Here is a 17,089-nt window from a genome sequence, read left to right on the forward strand (position 1 = left end):
ACCGCGCCCGGGTTATACAACAGGATGAATGTAAGACCTTGATTAACAAAAAGTTAATGTATTTCAGAGAACGGGCACGCTTTCTGCATCCTGCTGTTCAGTACCGTCTGAGACAGAAGTATTCAAGTTGCCGCCTTCGGCTACCGACATTACAGCAATCACAAACAGGTGAATTCTGATGCCGCTTTCGATGTATAGCACCAGCCAGCTCAGCGAAGCCGAACAGCTCGTGGAGACGCACGGGCCGCTGGTACAGAAGATTGCCTATCATCTGATGTCCCGCCTGCCCGCCAGTGTGGTGGTGGATGATCTGATCCAGGTCGGGATGCTGGGGCTGCTGGATGCGGCCCAGCATTATGATCCCGCTCAGGGCGCCACATTTGAAACCTATGCCACGATCCGCATCCGCGGGGCCATGCTGGATGAACTGCGCCGCAATGACTGGGCACCCAAATCCGTGCATCGGCGGGCACGGGATCTGATGGAGTGTGCGCAACAGATCGAGGCGGAAACCGGACGCGAAGCCCGGCCGGGTGAAGTGGCCGGGATGATGGGGATTACCCTTAACGAATATCACCAGATCCTGCAGGAGACCAACAGTTGCCGCATTCTCAGCTTTGTGGATATGGGGGTCGATGACAATCAACTGGGGGATAACTACAAGGCCGGACAGACAACGCCGCTGGATGGACTGGAAGAGACGCGCTTTCAGGAGCATCTGGTCGAGGCCATCGAGGCACTGCCCGAACGCGAGAAGCTGGTTATCGGCCTCTATTATGATGAGGAATTCAACCTGCGCGAAATTGGCGAGGTGCTGGGGGTGAGCGAATCCCGGGTCAGCCAGTTGATGAGCCAGGCACATCTGCGCATGCGCAAGCATCTGTCCGATTACACTACCCGGGATTGACCCCGCACGGCGCTACCGATTTACCGGGTTTGGCTCACAGAACGCCTTTCGAATGGCCGGCACGGCTCGCATCGGCGTGGGAATACTCTATACTCACTGTTGTTAAGTCTCTGATAATTAAAATAACGGCGGATGTTCTGTGATCCGCTTATCGGTTTTGTCAGCTTGAATACCGTTACCATGCCCGGGTTGGAACCGTTATGTTCTGACAGGATGTGAGGAGATAATAATGAGTGAGATATTAATGATCGTGCCCGGCAGCGTTTTGTTGAGCGTGCTGATCTGGTTCATTATCCTGAGTTTTGTGTTGTGGGCGGCCCGTGCTCACGCCCATCGCGCTATTCGTTCTTTTGGCCAGGTACTGCACAGTGCCATGCGCCTGACCGCCGCGGCCATCATGCGTGCCGAAAAACGGCTGCTGGACCGCAACCGCGAAGTCTTGCTGAACCAGGGCAGGGAAGCCGCCGAGCGCATTATCGAAAGGGAATTTGAGCGAATTGATGCCACCGTACGCAAGGATCTGGCGGAGTATCCCTCACTACATCGTCAGTTGAGCGAGGAAATTGCCAAGATCGACGAGGACTACAAGGAAAGCACCGAAGTGCCACCGGAACCGCCGGCCTGGGTCAAGGCGGTGGAAGCTGTCGCCAAGATTCCGTCCACCAAGGGTGATCCGATGGTTGGTAATGTCCTCGAGGATATTCATCAATCCCTGGTCAAGGCCAACACCCGGGCACTGGAAGAGTATCGCAAGGCCAGCCACAAACGCCATCAGTTGCTGAATAACATGATGCCGCACTGGCGCAACGTCAAGCAGATACTCGGCAAGGTCGACAAGAACGTCAACAGTCTGTTACAGCGTTCGGTCACCATCGATCGGCATATGGACGAGTATGAGAATATCCAGAAACACAGTAATCGTGCCATGGAGATGCTCTCTTCCTCATCTATTACCCAGTTTTTTATCTCTTCCTTCGTGCTGGTTATCGCCATTGGTGGCGCGATGATTAACTTTAATTTGATCGCCTTGCCGATGTCGGAAATGGTGGGGGCGAAAAGTGAAATTATCGGCATGCCAACCTCGGATGTCGCGGCGCTGGTGATCATTCTCGTGGAAATCGCCATGGGAATTTTTCTGATGGAATCCATGCGGATCACCCGGCTGTTTCCCATTATCGGTGCCCTGCCGGACAAGATACGGGTGCGTATGATCTGGATCACCTTCACGATTCTGCTTGTTCTGGCCTCGGTGGAAGCCGGTCTGGCCTATATGCGTGAATGGCTGCTTGAAATGAAACAGGCCTCCATGCTGACCGGCGGCGAGGAAGTCGTTCAGGGCGGCTATCTGTGGATTACCACTGCCGCACAGATGGGACTGGGCTTTATGCTGCCGTTTGCGCTGGTCTTTGTTGCGATTCCGCTCGAGTCTTTTGTGCATTCATTGCGTACAGTTCTTGGGATTATCGGTGTTGCGTTCCTGCGCAGCCTGGCATGGCTGCTACGGTTTGTCGGGAATATCTCACGCTATGCCGCGAAGGTGCTTGTCAATATTTACGATCTGGTTATTTTTGCGCCCCTGTTAATTGAACGACTGATAGCGACAAACAGGGAACCAGGAAAAAGTGGAGATAAAAACAAGAAAATTGATACCGCATCCGCATTTTAAGGGGGGAGAAATGAAATCAACGAAACTGCTTATTCTGATAATGGTCGCGGCGCTGGCTATTGTCAGCGGCTGCTCCAGACATAATCAGGCGCGCGACCACGGTGTTTATATGCTGCTGGATACATCGGGCACCTATACCGAGCAGTTAACCGACGCCCAGCGTATTATCAATTATATACTGAGCGAGCTGGAGCCGGGCGATACGTTTGCCGTGGCGCGTATTGATACGGGCAGCTTCAGCGGCAAGGATATTGTCCATCGACAAACGTTCGATACGCGCCCCAGCCAGGCCAATATGCAACGACGCAAATTTCGCGAGACGATCGATACGTTTGTCAAAGAGGTGAAGCCCAGCTCCTATACCGATATCACCGGCGGTATCCTGCAGGCGATCGAGCATCTCAACGAGGTCGGACCGGGAAACAAGACAATTCTGATCTTCTCCGATATGAAAGAGGATCTGAAAGAGGGGTATGTGCGGGATATACCGCTGCAGCTGGATGGCTTCAATGTCGTGGCGCTGAACGTTATCAAGTTAAGCAGTGATAATGTTGACCCGCGCAAATACATGAGTCGCCTGGAAGAGTGGCAGAACCGGGTCGAATCCGGCGGTGGCCAATGGAAGGTGGTTAACGACATGGAGCGCCTGGAGTCGGTCATGGATTTCGATTGAAATAACGGTTATCGGATTCTGCTGAAGACGGGCCGTCGGGTAACTGACGGCCCGTTTTTTGTGCGGCCATCGAGCCGGTTTTGTCGCCTTTTCTGCCGTTCCCCCGCGGTCGTCCTGTTCTTTTCTGTGAGTGCGGGCCTACACATCCTGTAGCCACGGTGGTAACCTGTGAAGGTTCAAGAATCTCCTGACCGGACCGATAGATACGGCATGGTTTACTGATTTATAGTCTGATGAGTCATACGATTGCACAACACCGACGCCGGCAACCGATGTGGTTCTATGAAAAGAACTACCGGTTCTTGTGTCTGTTGCTCCCGGACCTGCACCATGGCCGTCAGGAGAGTTATCAAATTACACACGAGCAGCACAGGCTGGATATTCAGGTCACCGATTTTGGCCCCTATACCCAGCGGCTGCAGCTATCCCAGCGCTTTGACGCCAGCTCGCCACTATTGCGCGATCTTTGTATGAGCGTGCGTGTGTACCATGATGCCATGCTCGCGGAGGTGATCGGGTATCAGGGTGTGGAGCGGCTGTTGGCGCGCTATGAGTTGCCCAACAGCGGCATGTTGTTGCCGGACGAGAAACGCCAGGCGAATCTGTTGCTGCATGACTGGTTAACCATGTTCATTAACCGTCATCGGCAGGCCGATCGCAGTGTCACCCTGTCATGAACCGGTTAAAGGCCAGTATGGGGCGAGTTATTCATTTTCCATTTTATCTTGCCACTGCTGCTGTACTGTTGATGGGGCTGATGATCAATCCGGCCTTTGCCGACACCGTGGCGCAGGCGCTATCGGCCAGTCAGCGCGGGGAGCATGATCGGGCCCTGTCCATTTTGAAGCAACGCGCCGAGGCGGATGACCCGGTCGCGCAATACGATCTCGCCCTGTTTTATAAAAATGGTATCGGTGTCGCCTCTAACAGACAGCTGGCGAAGTACTGGTTCAAGCGAGCGGCGCGTGGCGGGATAGTCAATGCCTATGCCCAGTTGCGGCAGGACGCGGTCCAGCCCGGGCAGCCGCCACAGGTTGAACTTGTGTTTGGTCCGCAGGAGTGGATACGGGTTCAGGAGCCTGGTAACTACACGCTTCAGCTGGCCAGCAGTCGCAATAGCCGGTTGATCAAGCGCTATTACGTCGAATACCAGCTCCAGGGGCGCGGGGGCTATTTCCTGAATAAAAAACGCAACCAGTATGCTCTGGTGTATGGCACCTATCCCTCGGTGGCCGATGCCACCCGGGCGATCGAGACGCTCCCTGAAGCCTTACGTCAGTGGCAACCCTGGGTCAGGCAATTGCGCCAGATCCAGGCAAGTATGGCCGACGAGTAAACCGCCTCTTTTAGCCGGGTTCCCGGTGGTTGATAACCCTCCTGGTTGTCAGGTAAAACCGTGCTAAAGTTCACAGTTTGTTTGCCGACACACTGAACAGGACTTGCAATACCGGGTCAATTTCAGGAGTCCGGCCCGGACAACCACTTCACGGGGGGTGAAGTGCCATGACATGTTCACATACCACCAATTGCCAGCTTTACGCCCAGTTTGCGGCCGATGCGTCGTTAAAATTGTGGAAACAACACTATTGTGAGGGGGTTTTCGACCAGTGTGCCCGCTATCAGCTCGCGCTGGAGGGTAAACCGGTCCCCCTGACCCTGCTGCCCAACGGCAAGATGGTCGAGCGTCGCTCCAAGGAGCAGATCAGCGCCTCGGCGCTATTCAATGCCATCCAGAAACAGCGGGTCGGGGTCGTTCGCTCGCTGATCAAGACCGGCATGTCTTCCTATGAGCTCAAGACCGAAGACGGCATGACGCCGCTGATGGCCTCGGTGGCCGTTGGCAACGCGGAACTGGTGAAACTGATGCTCGAATACGGCTGTGATCCCCATGCGACCAATGGCGAGGGGAAACGGGCTATCGAACTGGCCCGGGAGGCCGGTTTCGGTGATTGCGAGCAGATATTGAAAAAGCACATGGCCGCCAATCCGACCCGCAAGACGTCACCGGCGTCCGCCACGGCGCAAGCCGAAACCAACGCCGAACCGGAAATGAACGAAGTGGTTGGTTTGTTACGTCGCCTGAACCCGTTTCGTTCCAGGGAGGCCTGAGCGGTGGAATACTGGCCCTGGTGGATTGGCGCGCTGGCGCTGGGTGGAGTCAGTCTCGGTTACCTGTTGCTGATCGGTAAAATGCTCGGAGTCTCCGGCAGCTGGGCCAAGGTGGTCGGCTGGAAGGAAGACCGGGAGCTGGCCCGTTCCGCTGCACAACTCGAAGAGGCCGATGATGGCGAGATCGAGGATGCTCTGCTGGCCGCGACCCTGGCGGAATTCGGCGCCGGTGCCGTGGATGAGAAATCCGCCGATGAGATGTCAACCGAAGATGGCGTAGCCACGGCAGCAACACAGGCGGTAAGCCACACACCGTGGACCGCGCATCTGACCTTTCTGCTGGCCATGTTCATCGGCGGTCTGATTGCGGCTCTGACCTCCGGGCAGTTTGAAATTGAACTCCAGTTGAGCGATACCCACAGCCGCATATTCGGCGGCCCCATGGAAGTCTGGCTGGCGTTGTTGTTTGGCGGCATGATGGTTGGCTTTGGCGCCCAGATGGCGGGAGGCTGTACTTCCGGTCATGGCCTGAGCGGTTGCGCCCGACTGATTCCCGCCAGTTTGCTTTCCACCGTGGTATTCATGCTCAGTGCCATTGGTCTGTCTTTATTAATGGAGGCGGCAATCTGATGAAACAGTCCAGAATACGCATGTATCTCTCCTATGGGCTGATGGGCGGTCTGATGGGCTATGTGATCGCACGGATCGGCTTTGGTGATTATGACGAGCTGCATAATATGTTCATTCTGGAAGATCTGCGCATGTTGTATGCCTTCGCCGGCGCCGTTGCCCTGTCATTACTGGGATTTATCATCCTGGCGCGCCGTATTCCCAAACAGGAAAAGTTTTTCCAGCCGGGGACCATTCCCGGCAGCATGTTATTCGGCTTCGGCTGGGCGGTCTGTGGCGCCTGTCCAAGTATGGTGTTTATCCAGCTCGGTGCCGGAAAAATTCCGGCACTGATGACGATGGTCGGTATCGTGCTGGGCATCTATCTGCACAAAAAAGCCCACGCCCGCTATTTCCGCTGGGATACCGGTTCCTGTGTGAGTGACTGAAGACTTTCGCATTGAATTGGTCTTGCACGGAGTAATGAGCCGGATTAGCAAGTGATGTGTTACTAACTGTTACACATTTGTAACGTCTTGTACGAGATGGTCTTTTAGCCGGCAATGCGACCCGGAACAGGGTTGGCACCCCGACCGGGCATTGTTATATTCACCAGACTGTTGTCCTGTTATTTTGCCAGTCCCTGGCCGGGGCAGTATTGCAGATTGAATTTAATTAATAAGCATAATGAGTCGCCGCGTGTCAGACAATAAAAACACTCCCCGATCCGGCGACTCGACGGCGATACATGACAACGCCGTTCGCTATCTTCGTCACCATCTTCGACGCCTGTTACCCCTTGCAGGGGTAAATACGTTTGAGCCTGATGAACTCAATGACCAGGCCCTGCTTGAGCAGGATCCCCTCGGGCTTGTGGCAGATGCCGTGGGTGAGATGCTCGAGCGTCATCGGGTCACGACACAAGGTATGGGCTTCGATGTGACCCGACAGCGTGAGGATTTCAACCGCCAGAAACTGTCTGCGGTGGTGCTGGAAAACACCAGCGAAGGTGTGGTGGTGACCGACCACAACAACCGCATAATTGAGGTCAATGAGGCCCTGCTGCATATTACCGGCTATGAGAGAGAAGAACTGCTGGGTCAGGAGCCGAATATCCTCAGTTCCGGTACTCACGATCGGGATTTTTATGCCGAAGTGTGGGAACAGCTTCAAAATCAGGGGGTTTGGCGCGGTGAAATCTGGGACCGACGTAAAAATGGCGAGTTGTTTTCGGCCTGGCAAACCATAAACATGATTCGTAATGATGCCGGTGAAGTACTCAATTATGTCTCCATTTTCTCTGACATCAGCGCCATCAGGCAGTCGCAGGAAAAACTCGACTTTCTGGCTTATCACGATCCTCTAACTTCGCTGCCCAACCGGGTTCTGTTTATGGATCGCCTGACCCAGGCGCTGGAGAAATCCGCGCGGGAAAAAACCAAACTGGCCATTATCTTTATCGATCTGGATCGATTCAAGAATATCAACGATACACTGGGCCACGCCCTGGGTGACAAATTGCTGGTAGACGCGGCATCGCGTTTTCTCATGAATATTCGCAAATCCGACACGGTAGCGCGATTGGGTGGTGACGAGTTTGTGGTGCTGCTGGAGAATATTGAATCGGATGAGCATATAGTCTATTTTGCCGAAAAGCTGCTCAATACCTTTATCGACCCGTTTGTCATCAATGAGAATCACCTGCACCTGAGTCTGAGCATGGGGATTTGCATCAGTCCCGATGATGGCAGGGATGTGGAAACGTTGCTGAAAAACGCCGATGCGGCCATGTATCGTGCCAAGGAACAGGGTCGCAACGGATTCCAGTTTTTTACCTCGGAATTATCCCGCAAGGCTCATGAAAAACTGACGCTTGAAACCAATCTGCGCCAGGCTATCGAGAAAAACCAGCTGGATTTACATTACCAGCCTCAAAACCAGTTGAAAAACGGCAGCATTACCTCCGCCGAAGCCCTGTTACGCTGGTCGCATCCCGAACTGGGTATGATCCCGCCGGACCGTTTCATCCCGATCGCCGAGGAGACCGGACTGATCGTCCCGATTGGTGACTGGGTTATCACCCGGGCCTGCGAGCAGTTGCGCCAGTGGCGCGAGGCAGGTTACGAAATTCAGCAGATAGCGATTAATGTTTCCGGCGTGCAGTTACAACGGGGTGATCTGGTCAGGCATATCTTGAGTACCTGTGATTATTATCAGTTATCGGTTTCCGATCTCGAACTGGAAATCACCGAGTCGATTCTGATGCAAGATACCGACAGTGCCATCCGGATTCTGACCGAACTGCAAAAACACGGTGCGACGATTACTATTGACGATTTTGGGACCGGCTATTCCTCGCTGGGCTATCTCAAACGACTTCCGGTTAACAAGCTGAAAATTGATCGGGATTTCATCCGGGATATTGTCAGCGATCCCGAGGACGCGGCTATCGTGCGCGCGATTCTGGCCATGGCGGAGAATCTGCAGCTGACGGTGATTGCCGAGGGGGTCGAAGAAAAGACGCATTGTGATTTTCTGCAAGCACAGAGATGCACGATCGGCCAGGGGTATTATTTCAGCCGGCCGGTGCCCGCAGCCGAGTTCCAGAAGCTGCTCGAGCAGGAACTGTCTGCCTGAAGAATACGTAATGGCCCGGATTTCGGTGGTTATCCCTGTTTGGGGCCGGCGTGTCACAGTCAAGGAAAAAAGCGGATATCTCGCGGAGACACTACGGCGCAGAGAAACCTGATATTGCGCATTCTCAGCGTGCTCTGCGTCTCTGCGAGAGAGATACAAGGGTGCATTCTATGCACCCGGCACCTGATATAGCACCCTCTTGGAGGGCTTTCATCATACTACCCGTTTTGCGAGCAGAATTTGATATCGACAGACAATAAAAAACGCCACCGAAAAGGTGGCGTTTTGACTGGATGGTGGAGGCGGCGGGAATCGAACCCGCGTCCGCGAGTCCTCTGCCATTGGCTCTACATGCTTATCCGCGTCTATTATTTTAACCGGCAGCAACCCGACGGGCAGGGCCAACTGACGGCGATTCCGGTTAGGTTTTAACGTCGCTGCCCCGGACGAGCTTTGACGCGATCCTGTGAGATATGACCCCTGGAATCTGAACGCACAGGCACGGCTTCAGTCAGAGGGCACCCTACCGGGTTTTAAGCGGCGAGTGCGTAGTTGTCGTCGTTGGCAACTATAAGGTTTGCAGATTGATTTACGAGGTTATCTGCACCTCGGCATGCACCTCCGGTTTCGCAACCCACGTCGAATCCAGGTCGCCCCCATTGGTCTATTCTTTCGACTGCTATTCTAGCGGATAGTTCCGTACTTATATAGGGGCTCTGCGAGAATTAACAAGATACTAGGTACTAGGGGCTAGGAAAGTGGGTAGTGGGTAGGCCGGACTGAGCGTAGCGGTGTCCGGCACCGGCTGTGCGCGATACCGCGGGGTTTATGTCCGCCGGATGCTTTATCAGGCCGATGGATCGGGAACAGGCTGGTTTTCCAGGACCTGGTGCCTAGGTGTGATCTCTCAATAGGTTGTTCATCCGGAACGATCCCGGAAGAATGGAGGTGTGAACAAACCAGACCTTCCAGGAGGCCGATGCCAGTTGTACTGATACAATCACGCCTACAGATGCTGCTCCCGCTGGTCGAACTGGCGTCAAGCGCCGGGCATAGGCCCACTCGCGCAACGCGGTTTGAATGAACCGTTCGGCCTTGCCGTTGGTGCGCGGACTGTAGGGCCGCGTCCGGCGGTGTGTCAGTCCCAGGCGTTGGCACAGTCGCGCAAAGCGTCGGGACTGGTAACAGGCCCCGTTGTCGGTCAACACCTGCTTGAAGTGGATCCCGAGGTGGGCATAGTAACGCACCGCCGCCAGCAAGGCCCGGCAGGCGCTTTGGCCGGTCTCATCGGGGTAAATCGTGCTAAAGGCCACCCGCGAGTGGTCATCGATGGCCACATGCACATACTCCCAACCGGCGCCGCGACTTTTGCGCTGCCGTTCCCCGGTGATCCGATGCCCGGGGCGGACAAAGCGGCCCAGCTTCTTGATATCCAGATGTAACAGGTCCCCCGGTGCCGCGTGCTCGTAGCGATTATCGGGCCGGCCCGGCGCCAATGCCCCGAGGCGATTGAGTCCTTCACGTTGGAGCAGTCGGGCGACCGTGCTATGGCCGAGGTTCAGGGCCTGGGCAATTTGACGGTAGGTCTGGCGTTGGCGGCGGCGTTCGATGATCTGGGCACGGACCGGCTCGGCGGTCGCTCGGGGACTGGCGTGGGGCCGGGAAGAGCGGTCCCGCAAACCGACTTCTCCTTCGTCACGAAAACGGGCCAACCACTTATAGACCGTGCGGGGACTGACGCCGGCGGCCTGGGCCGCTTCGGTGGGACGCAGCCCCTCTTCGAGCACACGTTGAACCAAAAGGGCTCGACCTTGAGGCGTTAATCGGGCATTTTTATGAATGTTCATCCGGGACTCCTGGAAGGTTGGTTTGTTCACACCTCCATTCTTCCGGGATCGTTCCGGATGAACAACCTATTGAGAGATCACACCTAGGACCTAGTACCTTTAATGATTCGCTGTTTGTCCCGCTGCCAGTCGCGTTCCTTGATGGCGGCGCGTTTGTCGTGGGCCTGTTTGCCCTTGGCGAGGGCGATTTCCAGTTTGGCGCGGCCCTTTTTCCAGTACAGGGCGGTGGGAATGAGGGCGTAGCCCTTGCGTTCCACGGCGCCGATCAGCTTGTTCAGTTCATCGTGGCGCAGTAACAGCTTGCGGGTCCGCTGGGGTTCGGGCTGAATATGGGTGGACACGGTGGGCAGGGGAGTGATGACCGCGCCCAGCAACCAGGCTTCGCCATCCTTGAGGATCACGTAGCTGTCCCGGATCTGTACGCGTCCCTCGCGCAAGCTCTTGACTTCCCAGCCCTGCAACGCCAGTCCGGCCTCGAAACGTTCCTCCAGGATATAATCGTGGCGGGATTTCTTGTTCAGCACGATCGTGTTGCTGGTGTGTCCTGATTTGGTTTTTTTGGGCTTGCTCATAGCCATGCATTATACCGGAGCGGCGCGAGGGCAGATAGTTGAGCGGGAACAAAAGCGGTCCGGAAGGTTGAGCCGGGGCGCGAATTCACCGAAAATCCGGGCATAACGAAAATAATGGAGCAGGGGCATGGCACGCAAATCGATGCATGGGGAGTGGTCGTCGCGCTGGGCATTTATCCTGGCGGCGACCGGGTCAGCGGTTGGTCTGGGCAATATCTGGAAGTTCCCTTATATCACCGGTGAGAACGGTGGCGGTGCGTTTGTTCTGGTCTATCTGGCCTGTATCGCCGTGATCGGGATTCCGGTGATGATGGCCGAGATCATGCTGGGGCGACGGGGCCGCCAGAGCCCGATCAATACCATGTATGATCTGGCCGTCGAATCGGGCCACAATCCCAACTGGAAATGGCTGGGCTGGCTGGGCGTGCTGGCCGGATTCCTGATTCTTTCCTTTTACAGTGTCATTGCCGGCTGGTCGCTGGCCTATGTCTTTCGCTCGGCCAGCGGCGCCTTTACCGGGGCCACGGCCGATGGTGTCGAGAGCCTGTTTCTGGAGCGTTTTCTGGCGCACCCCGAAACCCTGTTGTTCTGGCATACACTGTTTATGGCCATGACCATGATGATCGTCGCCCGCGGGGTTAGAAGCGGGCTGGAATCGGCCGTCAAGTTTCTGATGCCTGCCCTGTTTTTATTGTTGTTACTGATGGTGGGTTACGCCATGAGTCAGGGGGACGCATTTATGCAGGGCCTGCATTTCATGTTCAACCCGGACTTTTCCGCTCTGACCTGGGGCGGGGTGCTGACGGCCATGGGCCAGGCCTTCTTTACCCTGAGTCTCGGCATGGGGGCGATCATGGTGTATGGCGCCTATTTATCGCGTTCGGCGTCCATCGCCCGGACCACGTTTACGATTGCCCTGGCCGATACCGGTGTTGCCTTGCTGGCGGGCATGGCCATTTTCCCGATTATTTTTGCCAACCATATGGAGCCGGCCGCCGGTCCGGGATTGATCTTCATCAGTTTACCGCTGGCCTTCGGGCATATGCCGGGCGGGGTGCTGTTTGGCAGCCTGTTTTTTGTTTTGCTGAGCTTCGCGGCCTGGACCTCGAGTATTTCCCTGCTGGAGCCGGTGGTCACCTGGCTGGTGGAAACCTTTAACCTGCGCCGGATCACGGCCACGCTTTACGCGGGGATTCTGACCTGGTTGCTGGGCGTGGTCAGTGTTTTCTCCTTCAACGAGTGGGCATTTGAATTCGAATTTGCCGGCATCCTGAAGCAGAATGGGATCTTCGATATTCTGGATATCCTGACCACCAGTATCATGTTGCCGCTGGGCGGGCTGTTTATCGCCATTTTCGCCGCCTGGTTTATGAGCCGTGAAGCGAGCCGCGACGAGCTCGGGCTGGGCGACGGGATACGCTATAATCTATGGCGTTTCCTGGTGAAATTCGTCACGCCGGCGGCCATTTTGCTGGTGTTTTTGAATATGCTCGGTGTTATCTAACCTGCGACCTGATGTCTTATGCAGATTAATAAAAGTGCCCTGGTGCCTTACAGTCCCGACCAGATGTATGCTCTGGTGGATGATATTGTGACCTATCCGCAGTTTTTGCCCTGGTGCCATCATGCCGAGGAACATCACCGCACGGACAGTCATGTCGAAGCCAGTCTCGAGATCGCTCACAGCGGGCTGCACAAATCCTTTACCACCCGCAATGAGCTCCATCCCCACGAGCGGATCGAAATGAGCCTGGTCAAGGGGCCGTTCAAGTCCCTGAAAGGGATCTGGCGATTCGAGTCCCTGGGCGATGATGGCTGCAAGGTGTCGCTGGAGATGGATTTCGAGTTTTCCAGCAAGCTGATGGGGATGACCTTTGGCTCCCTGTTCAGCAAGATTGCCGGAACACTGGTGGACTCTTTTATCGAACGTGCCCGGGTGGTGTATGGCTGAGCCTGCCTCAAAAATACCGGTGGAAGTGGCCTATGCGCGCCCGGACGAGCAGGTTCTCATCCCCCTGGAGGTCGCGCCGGGGACAACGGTGCAGCAAGCCATCGAGCTGTCCGGGGTGCTCGAACAGTTTCCTGAAATCGATCTGGCCCGGAACAAGCTGGGTATCTTTGGCAAGATCACCCGTGCGGATACCGAATTGCGGGAGCGGGACAGAGTGGAAATCTACCGCCCGTTGATCGCCGATCCCAAGGAGTCGCGGCGGCGCCGGGCGGCCAAGAAAGAGCCGGAGAGCGAGTCGGAAAACTGATCGGTGGCCCCTCAGGGCATCGGCAGGCCACCGCCGGGCGAGGGACGCGGCGGGGCGGGGCCGCGATCGCCCCCGGTACTCTGGCTGGCCGTGTCGGCCCGGCCGCTACCGGTGGGCGCGTAAATCTTGTTGAAATCGACAAAGGCGGAGCTGTCGATCCTGGCCAGTTGCCCGTTTTCAAAATAGAGGGTCAGATGCTGGCTTTCAGGCTCGCCGCCACCGGGCTTGAAGCTGTAGACATAGTCCCAGCGATCGGGATGAAACGGATCCTGAATCAGTGGTGTGCCCAGCAGGTAAACCACCTGCTCCCGGGACATGCCGGGTTCGAGTTCATTGACCTGCCGGGCTTCGAGGGTGTTGCCCTGCTGGATGTCGACCTTGTAGACCGAACAGCCCGCCGGCCCGAGGAGCAGGGCCGGTAAAATCAGAATGAGAAGGTTTCGCATTTCTATCCCGGATACGGTTATACTTGGGCGCATGATACAGCATGCGCAAGACCGGTTGTAGAGAGAGTGATATGGAAAGCCAGGATCTGAAAAAAGCCGGCCTCAAGGCCACCCTGCCGCGACTCAAGATTTTGAATTTTCTCGAGGATAGCGATGTCAGGCACATGACCGCCGAAGAGGTCTACAAGGCCCTGCTGGAAAGCGGGGATGAAATCGGTCTGGCGACCGTGTATCGCGTCCTGACCCAGTTCGAAGCCGCCGGCCTGGTAACCCGTCACCATTTCGAAGGTGGCCAGTCGGTGTTCGAACTCAACGAAGGCACCCACCACGACCACATCCTGTGTGTCAAATGCGGCCGCGTCGATGAGTTCATGGACGAGATCATCGAAGAACGTCAGCACGCCATCGCCGACAAACTCGGCTACTCCATGACCGACCATTCTTTATATATATACGGCATCTGCCCCGACTGCCAGAAAAAAGAAAAGTGACCTCTGTTTAAGGCCGCTATAAAAAACGCAAAGGCCGCAAAGACGCAAAGGACGCAAAGAAAATACTTTTGTGTATCTGAAGAATTACCTGCGTTGTTAGCGCATAGGAAGTACTTGTAGCAGGACGCTTGTGTAAGATTATCCAGCCGTAATTTTCCACCTCCCCCAAAAGCAATAAAACCTTTGCGTCCTTTGCGTCTTTGCGTTCTCCGCGTTATTTCCAGTGGATTAGAAAAGAGTTCACCCCGCCTGGGCACGGTCGATCATTTCTCTGGCGTGGGAGAGGGTCTGGTCGGTGATTTCGATGCCGCCGAGCATGCGGGCGATTTCGTCGACGCGCTGTTCGGGGGTCAGTTCGGTAATCTCGCTGATGGTGACGTCGGAGGCGGCCCGTTTGCTGACCTGGAAGTGATGCTGGCCCAGCGCCGCGACCTGGGGCAGGTGGGTGACGCACAGTACCTGACGATGGGTGGCCAGTTCGCGCAGCTGCAGGCCGACGATTTCGGCGACCCGCCCGCCGATGCCCACATCCACCTCGTCGAAGATCAGGGTCGGGATGCGGGTGTCCTGCGCCGTGATCACCTGAATCGCCAGGCTGATGCGCGACAGCTCGCCCCCGGAGGCGACCCGGCTCAGCGGGCGTAGCGGCTGGCCGGGGTTGGCGCTGACGATAAATTCCACCCGTTCCAGTCCGTTGGGCGAAAAGCCTTCCTCGCGGGCTTGCAGTTGCACATCGAAACGACCGCCTTCCATGCCCAGGGTCTGCATGCTTTGTGTGGCCTGTTCGGCCAGCCGCGTGGCGGCCTGCCGGCGCCCCTCGCTTAACTGCTGCGCCAGCTGACGATACGCGTTTTCGGCCTGGTCCAGCGCCTGTTGTAACTGGCCCAGCTGCACATCGGCCTGCTCCAGCGATTCGAGCTGTTGTTGCAGCTGGGGCAGCACACCGGCTAACTCCTCGACGGCCACATGGTGTTTGCGCGCCAGGGCATGAATGTCGGAGAGGCGCTGTTCCACCCAGCTCAGACGTCCGGGATCCAGCTCCAGCGCATCCAGGTAGTGGCGCAGTTCGCTGCCGGCCTCGCGGACCTGGATCAGCGCGCTGTCGAGCAGCTCGGCGACGGTCCCGAGCCGGGCGTCGGTGTCGGCCAGCTGCTGCAGTTCACTGCTGCACTGGCTGAGCAGTTGACTGGCATTGGTTTCGTCATTGTCCTGCAGCAGCTGGCTGACCCGCTCGCTGGTCTCCAGCAGCTGGCTGGCATTGGCCAGTCGCTTGTGTTCCTGTTCCAGCTCCGCCGGTTCGCTCTCTTCCAGGGCCAGGGTCTCCAGTTCGTTGACCTGAAAGCGCAGCAGATCCAGTCGGGCATCGCGCTCACTGCTGGCCTGACGCAGTTCGTCCAGTTCGTTTTTATGCTGTTGCCAGCGTTGATATACCTCGCGCAACTGCAGCAGCAGGCTCTGGTGACCGGCATAGTCGTCCAGCAGCTGGCGCTGGATATCGCGCTTGAGCAGGGACTGGTGTTCGTGCTGGCCGTGCAGATCCACCAGCATCTCGCCCAGCTCGCGCAGGCTTTGAATGGGACTGGGTTTGCCGTTGATAAACGCTCTGGAGGGACCGTTGCTGCTGATGGTGCGGCGAATAATGCACTCGTTTTCGCTGGCCAGTTCCCGTTCGGCCAGCCAGGCCTCGGCGTCGGGGGCGTCCTCGGTGCTGAAGGTGACGCTGATCTCGGCTTTGTCGGCCCCGTGACGAATCACGCCGCTGTCGGCACGATCGCCCAGCGCCAGGCTCAGGGCATCGAGCAGGATCGATTTGCCGGCGCCGGTCTCGCCGGTAAAGACGGTCAGTTCGCTGTCCATGGCCAGGTCGAGCTTTTCGACGATAGCGAAATTCCAGATATGGATATGCGTCAGCATGCCGTGTTACTCATCCTTTTTTCGATCACAATCCGCACGGTTTAAAAGTGCTCGCCCCAGTGCAGTTTGCGGCGCAGTATCTCATAATGATTGTGCTTGCAGGGATGGATCAGGCGGACCACGGTCCCCTTTTTGCGGATCAGAATCCGCTCGCCCGAGACCACGCCCAGGTTGATCTGGCCGTCGCAGGTGACCTGGGCATGGGAATGGGGATCTTCTTTGACCACCACTTCGATTTCACTGTCGCCGTCGACCACAATGGGGCGGTAACTCATGGTGTGCGGACAGATGGGCACGATGATCATGGCGTCCATGTCCGGCTCCAGAATCGGCCCGCCCGCTGACAGGGCATAGGCCGTGGAACCGGTGGGCGTGGAGATAATCAGCCCGTCGGAACGGACGCTGTTGAGCAGGCGCCCGTTGATATAGGTTTCGGTTTCGACCATGCGGGCGACTTCCCATTTGTGCAGCGCCACATCATTGAAGGCATCGCTCTGGCTGGGCGGGCCTTCGTGGTGATGGATCACGGTGGTCAGCATGATCCGGTGTTCTTCCTCGAATTTGCCATTGAGGATTTCATTGATTTGTTGTGTCATCTCGTCGGGCGAGACATCCACCAGAAAGCCGAGTCGCCCCAGATTGATGCCCAGCAGCGGGACTTTGCTTTCCACCAGCGAGCGGGCGGCGTTGAGCAGGGTGCCGTCACCGCCAATGGTCATGGCCAGATCGCAGCGTTGCCCCAGTTCTTCCAGGCTGACCCGTGGATAATCGCATTGGTGTAAATCCCGGGCGGTGCTCTCTTCAATCAGGATCTCGCACTGGCGCCGCTCCAGAAGTTGGCCCAGTTCGACAATGGCGGCGTTGACCGCCGGGTCGGCGTATTTGCCAATCAGTCCAATCGTATTGAAAGCATTTTTCATTGTTATTCTTCCCGTATTCGATTCCCCCGGCACGGCTGTC

The 17,089-nt window shown here is 56.5% G+C and carries 17 protein-coding genes, 1 other RNA gene and 1 pseudogene; 13 read left to right on the forward strand and 6 right to left on the reverse strand.

Annotated features, from left to right (window positions below; genetic code table 11):
* The first annotated feature begins 178 nt into the window (after positions 1-178).
* From U5K34_RS01485 to U5K34_RS01525, 9 genes are all read left to right on the forward strand, one after another.
* Entirely contained in the window at positions 179-907 is a 729-nt protein-coding gene (locus tag U5K34_RS01485; protein WP_322566765.1) for an RNA polymerase sigma factor FliA, read from the forward strand.
* 229 nt (positions 908-1,136) lie between these two features.
* A complete protein-coding gene (locus U5K34_RS01490; RefSeq protein WP_322566766.1) occupies positions 1,137-2,573 on the forward strand; it encodes a hypothetical protein in 1,437 nt (478 codons plus the stop codon).
* Between the two features lie 10 nt (positions 2,574-2,583).
* Entirely contained in the window at positions 2,584-3,246 is a 663-nt protein-coding gene (locus U5K34_RS01495; RefSeq protein ID WP_322566767.1) for a hypothetical protein, read from the forward strand.
* Between the two features lie 233 nt (positions 3,247-3,479).
* Positions 3,480-3,923, forward strand: a complete 444-nt coding sequence (locus tag U5K34_RS01500; protein WP_322566768.1) for a DUF1249 domain-containing protein — start codon at positions 3,480-3,482, stop codon at positions 3,921-3,923.
* Positions 3,920-4,582: an SPOR domain-containing protein gene (locus U5K34_RS01505; protein ID WP_322566769.1), complete on the forward strand. Its 663-nt coding sequence runs from the start codon at positions 3,920-3,922 to the stop codon at positions 4,580-4,582. The genes U5K34_RS01500 and U5K34_RS01505 overlap by 4 nt, the downstream gene beginning before the upstream one ends.
* A gap of 167 nt (positions 4,583-4,749) precedes the next feature.
* Positions 4,750-5,355: an ankyrin repeat domain-containing protein gene (locus U5K34_RS01510; RefSeq protein WP_322566770.1), complete on the forward strand. Its 606-nt coding sequence runs from the start codon at positions 4,750-4,752 to the stop codon at positions 5,353-5,355.
* A gap of 3 nt (positions 5,356-5,358) precedes the next feature.
* Complete coding sequence (locus U5K34_RS01515) at positions 5,359-5,985, forward strand: YeeE/YedE family protein (protein ID WP_322566771.1); 627 nt, start codon at positions 5,359-5,361, stop codon at positions 5,983-5,985.
* On the forward strand, positions 5,985-6,413 hold the full coding sequence (locus tag U5K34_RS01520; protein ID WP_322566772.1) for a YeeE/YedE thiosulfate transporter family protein: 429 nt from the start codon (positions 5,985-5,987) through the stop codon (positions 6,411-6,413). Before U5K34_RS01515 ends, U5K34_RS01520 begins: the two co-directional genes overlap by 1 nt.
* A gap of 250 nt (positions 6,414-6,663) precedes the next feature.
* Complete coding sequence (locus U5K34_RS01525) at positions 6,664-8,601, forward strand: putative bifunctional diguanylate cyclase/phosphodiesterase (RefSeq protein ID WP_322566773.1); 1,938 nt, start codon at positions 6,664-6,666, stop codon at positions 8,599-8,601.
* Between the two features lie 294 nt (positions 8,602-8,895).
* Here the strand turns inward: U5K34_RS01525 and ssrA are convergent.
* The 3 genes and pseudogenes from ssrA to smpB form a co-directional block, all read right to left on the reverse strand.
* Positions 8,896-9,259: a transfer-messenger RNA gene (gene ssrA / locus U5K34_RS01530) on the reverse strand.
* Positions 9,260-9,494: 235 nt separating this feature from the next.
* Positions 9,495-10,448: pseudogene (locus U5K34_RS01535) on the reverse strand (IS481 family transposase).
* 83 nt (positions 10,449-10,531) lie between these two features.
* Positions 10,532-11,020, reverse strand: a complete 489-nt coding sequence (gene smpB / locus U5K34_RS01540) for an SsrA-binding protein SmpB (protein WP_322566800.1) — start codon at positions 11,018-11,020, stop codon at positions 10,532-10,534.
* 127 nt (positions 11,021-11,147) lie between these two features.
* On the opposite strand from smpB, the gene U5K34_RS01545 reads away from it, so the two are divergent.
* Genes U5K34_RS01545 through U5K34_RS01555 form a run of 3 tightly spaced genes read left to right on the forward strand, consistent with a single transcriptional unit; the run spans position 11,148 to position 13,278 of the window.
* Complete coding sequence (locus U5K34_RS01545; protein ID WP_322566774.1) at positions 11,148-12,524, forward strand: sodium-dependent transporter; 1,377 nt, start codon at positions 11,148-11,150, stop codon at positions 12,522-12,524.
* An 18-nt stretch (positions 12,525-12,542) separates the two neighbouring features.
* Complete coding sequence (locus U5K34_RS01550) at positions 12,543-12,971, forward strand: type II toxin-antitoxin system RatA family toxin (RefSeq protein ID WP_322566775.1); 429 nt, start codon at positions 12,543-12,545, stop codon at positions 12,969-12,971.
* A complete protein-coding gene (locus U5K34_RS01555) occupies positions 12,964-13,278 on the forward strand; it encodes an RnfH family protein (protein WP_322566776.1) in 315 nt (104 codons plus the stop codon). The genes U5K34_RS01550 and U5K34_RS01555 overlap by 8 nt, the downstream gene beginning before the upstream one ends.
* An 11-nt stretch (positions 13,279-13,289) precedes the next feature.
* Here the strand turns inward: U5K34_RS01555 and U5K34_RS01560 are convergent, their stop codons facing one another.
* Positions 13,290-13,724 carry an outer membrane protein assembly factor BamE gene (locus tag U5K34_RS01560; RefSeq protein ID WP_322566777.1) on the reverse strand — a complete coding sequence of 145 codons (435 nt, stop codon included), beginning with the start codon at positions 13,722-13,724 and terminating at the stop codon, positions 13,290-13,292.
* A 71-nt stretch (positions 13,725-13,795) separates the two neighbouring features.
* Between U5K34_RS01560 and fur the strand changes: the two genes are divergently transcribed.
* A complete protein-coding gene (gene fur, locus U5K34_RS01565; RefSeq protein WP_322566801.1) occupies positions 13,796-14,215 on the forward strand; it encodes a ferric iron uptake transcriptional regulator in 420 nt (139 codons plus the stop codon).
* Between the two features lie 240 nt (positions 14,216-14,455).
* Here fur and recN read toward each other — a convergent pair whose 3' ends face one another.
* Together recN and U5K34_RS01575 are read right to left on the reverse strand one after the other, a co-directional pair.
* The gene (gene recN / locus U5K34_RS01570) at positions 14,456-16,129 is read right to left on the reverse strand and encodes a DNA repair protein RecN (protein ID WP_322566778.1); all 1,674 of its coding nucleotides are present in this window, start codon (positions 16,127-16,129) and stop codon (positions 14,456-14,458) included.
* 41 nt (positions 16,130-16,170) lie between these two features.
* Positions 16,171-17,049, reverse strand: coding sequence for an NAD(+) kinase (locus U5K34_RS01575; protein ID WP_322566779.1), 879 nt, complete (start codon positions 17,047-17,049; stop codon positions 16,171-16,173).
* Positions 17,050-17,089 lie beyond the last annotated feature (40 nt).

It is taken from the genome of Thiohalophilus sp. (assembly GCF_034521165.1).
GTDB lineage: Bacteria > Pseudomonadota > Gammaproteobacteria > UBA6429 > Thiohalophilaceae > Thiohalophilus.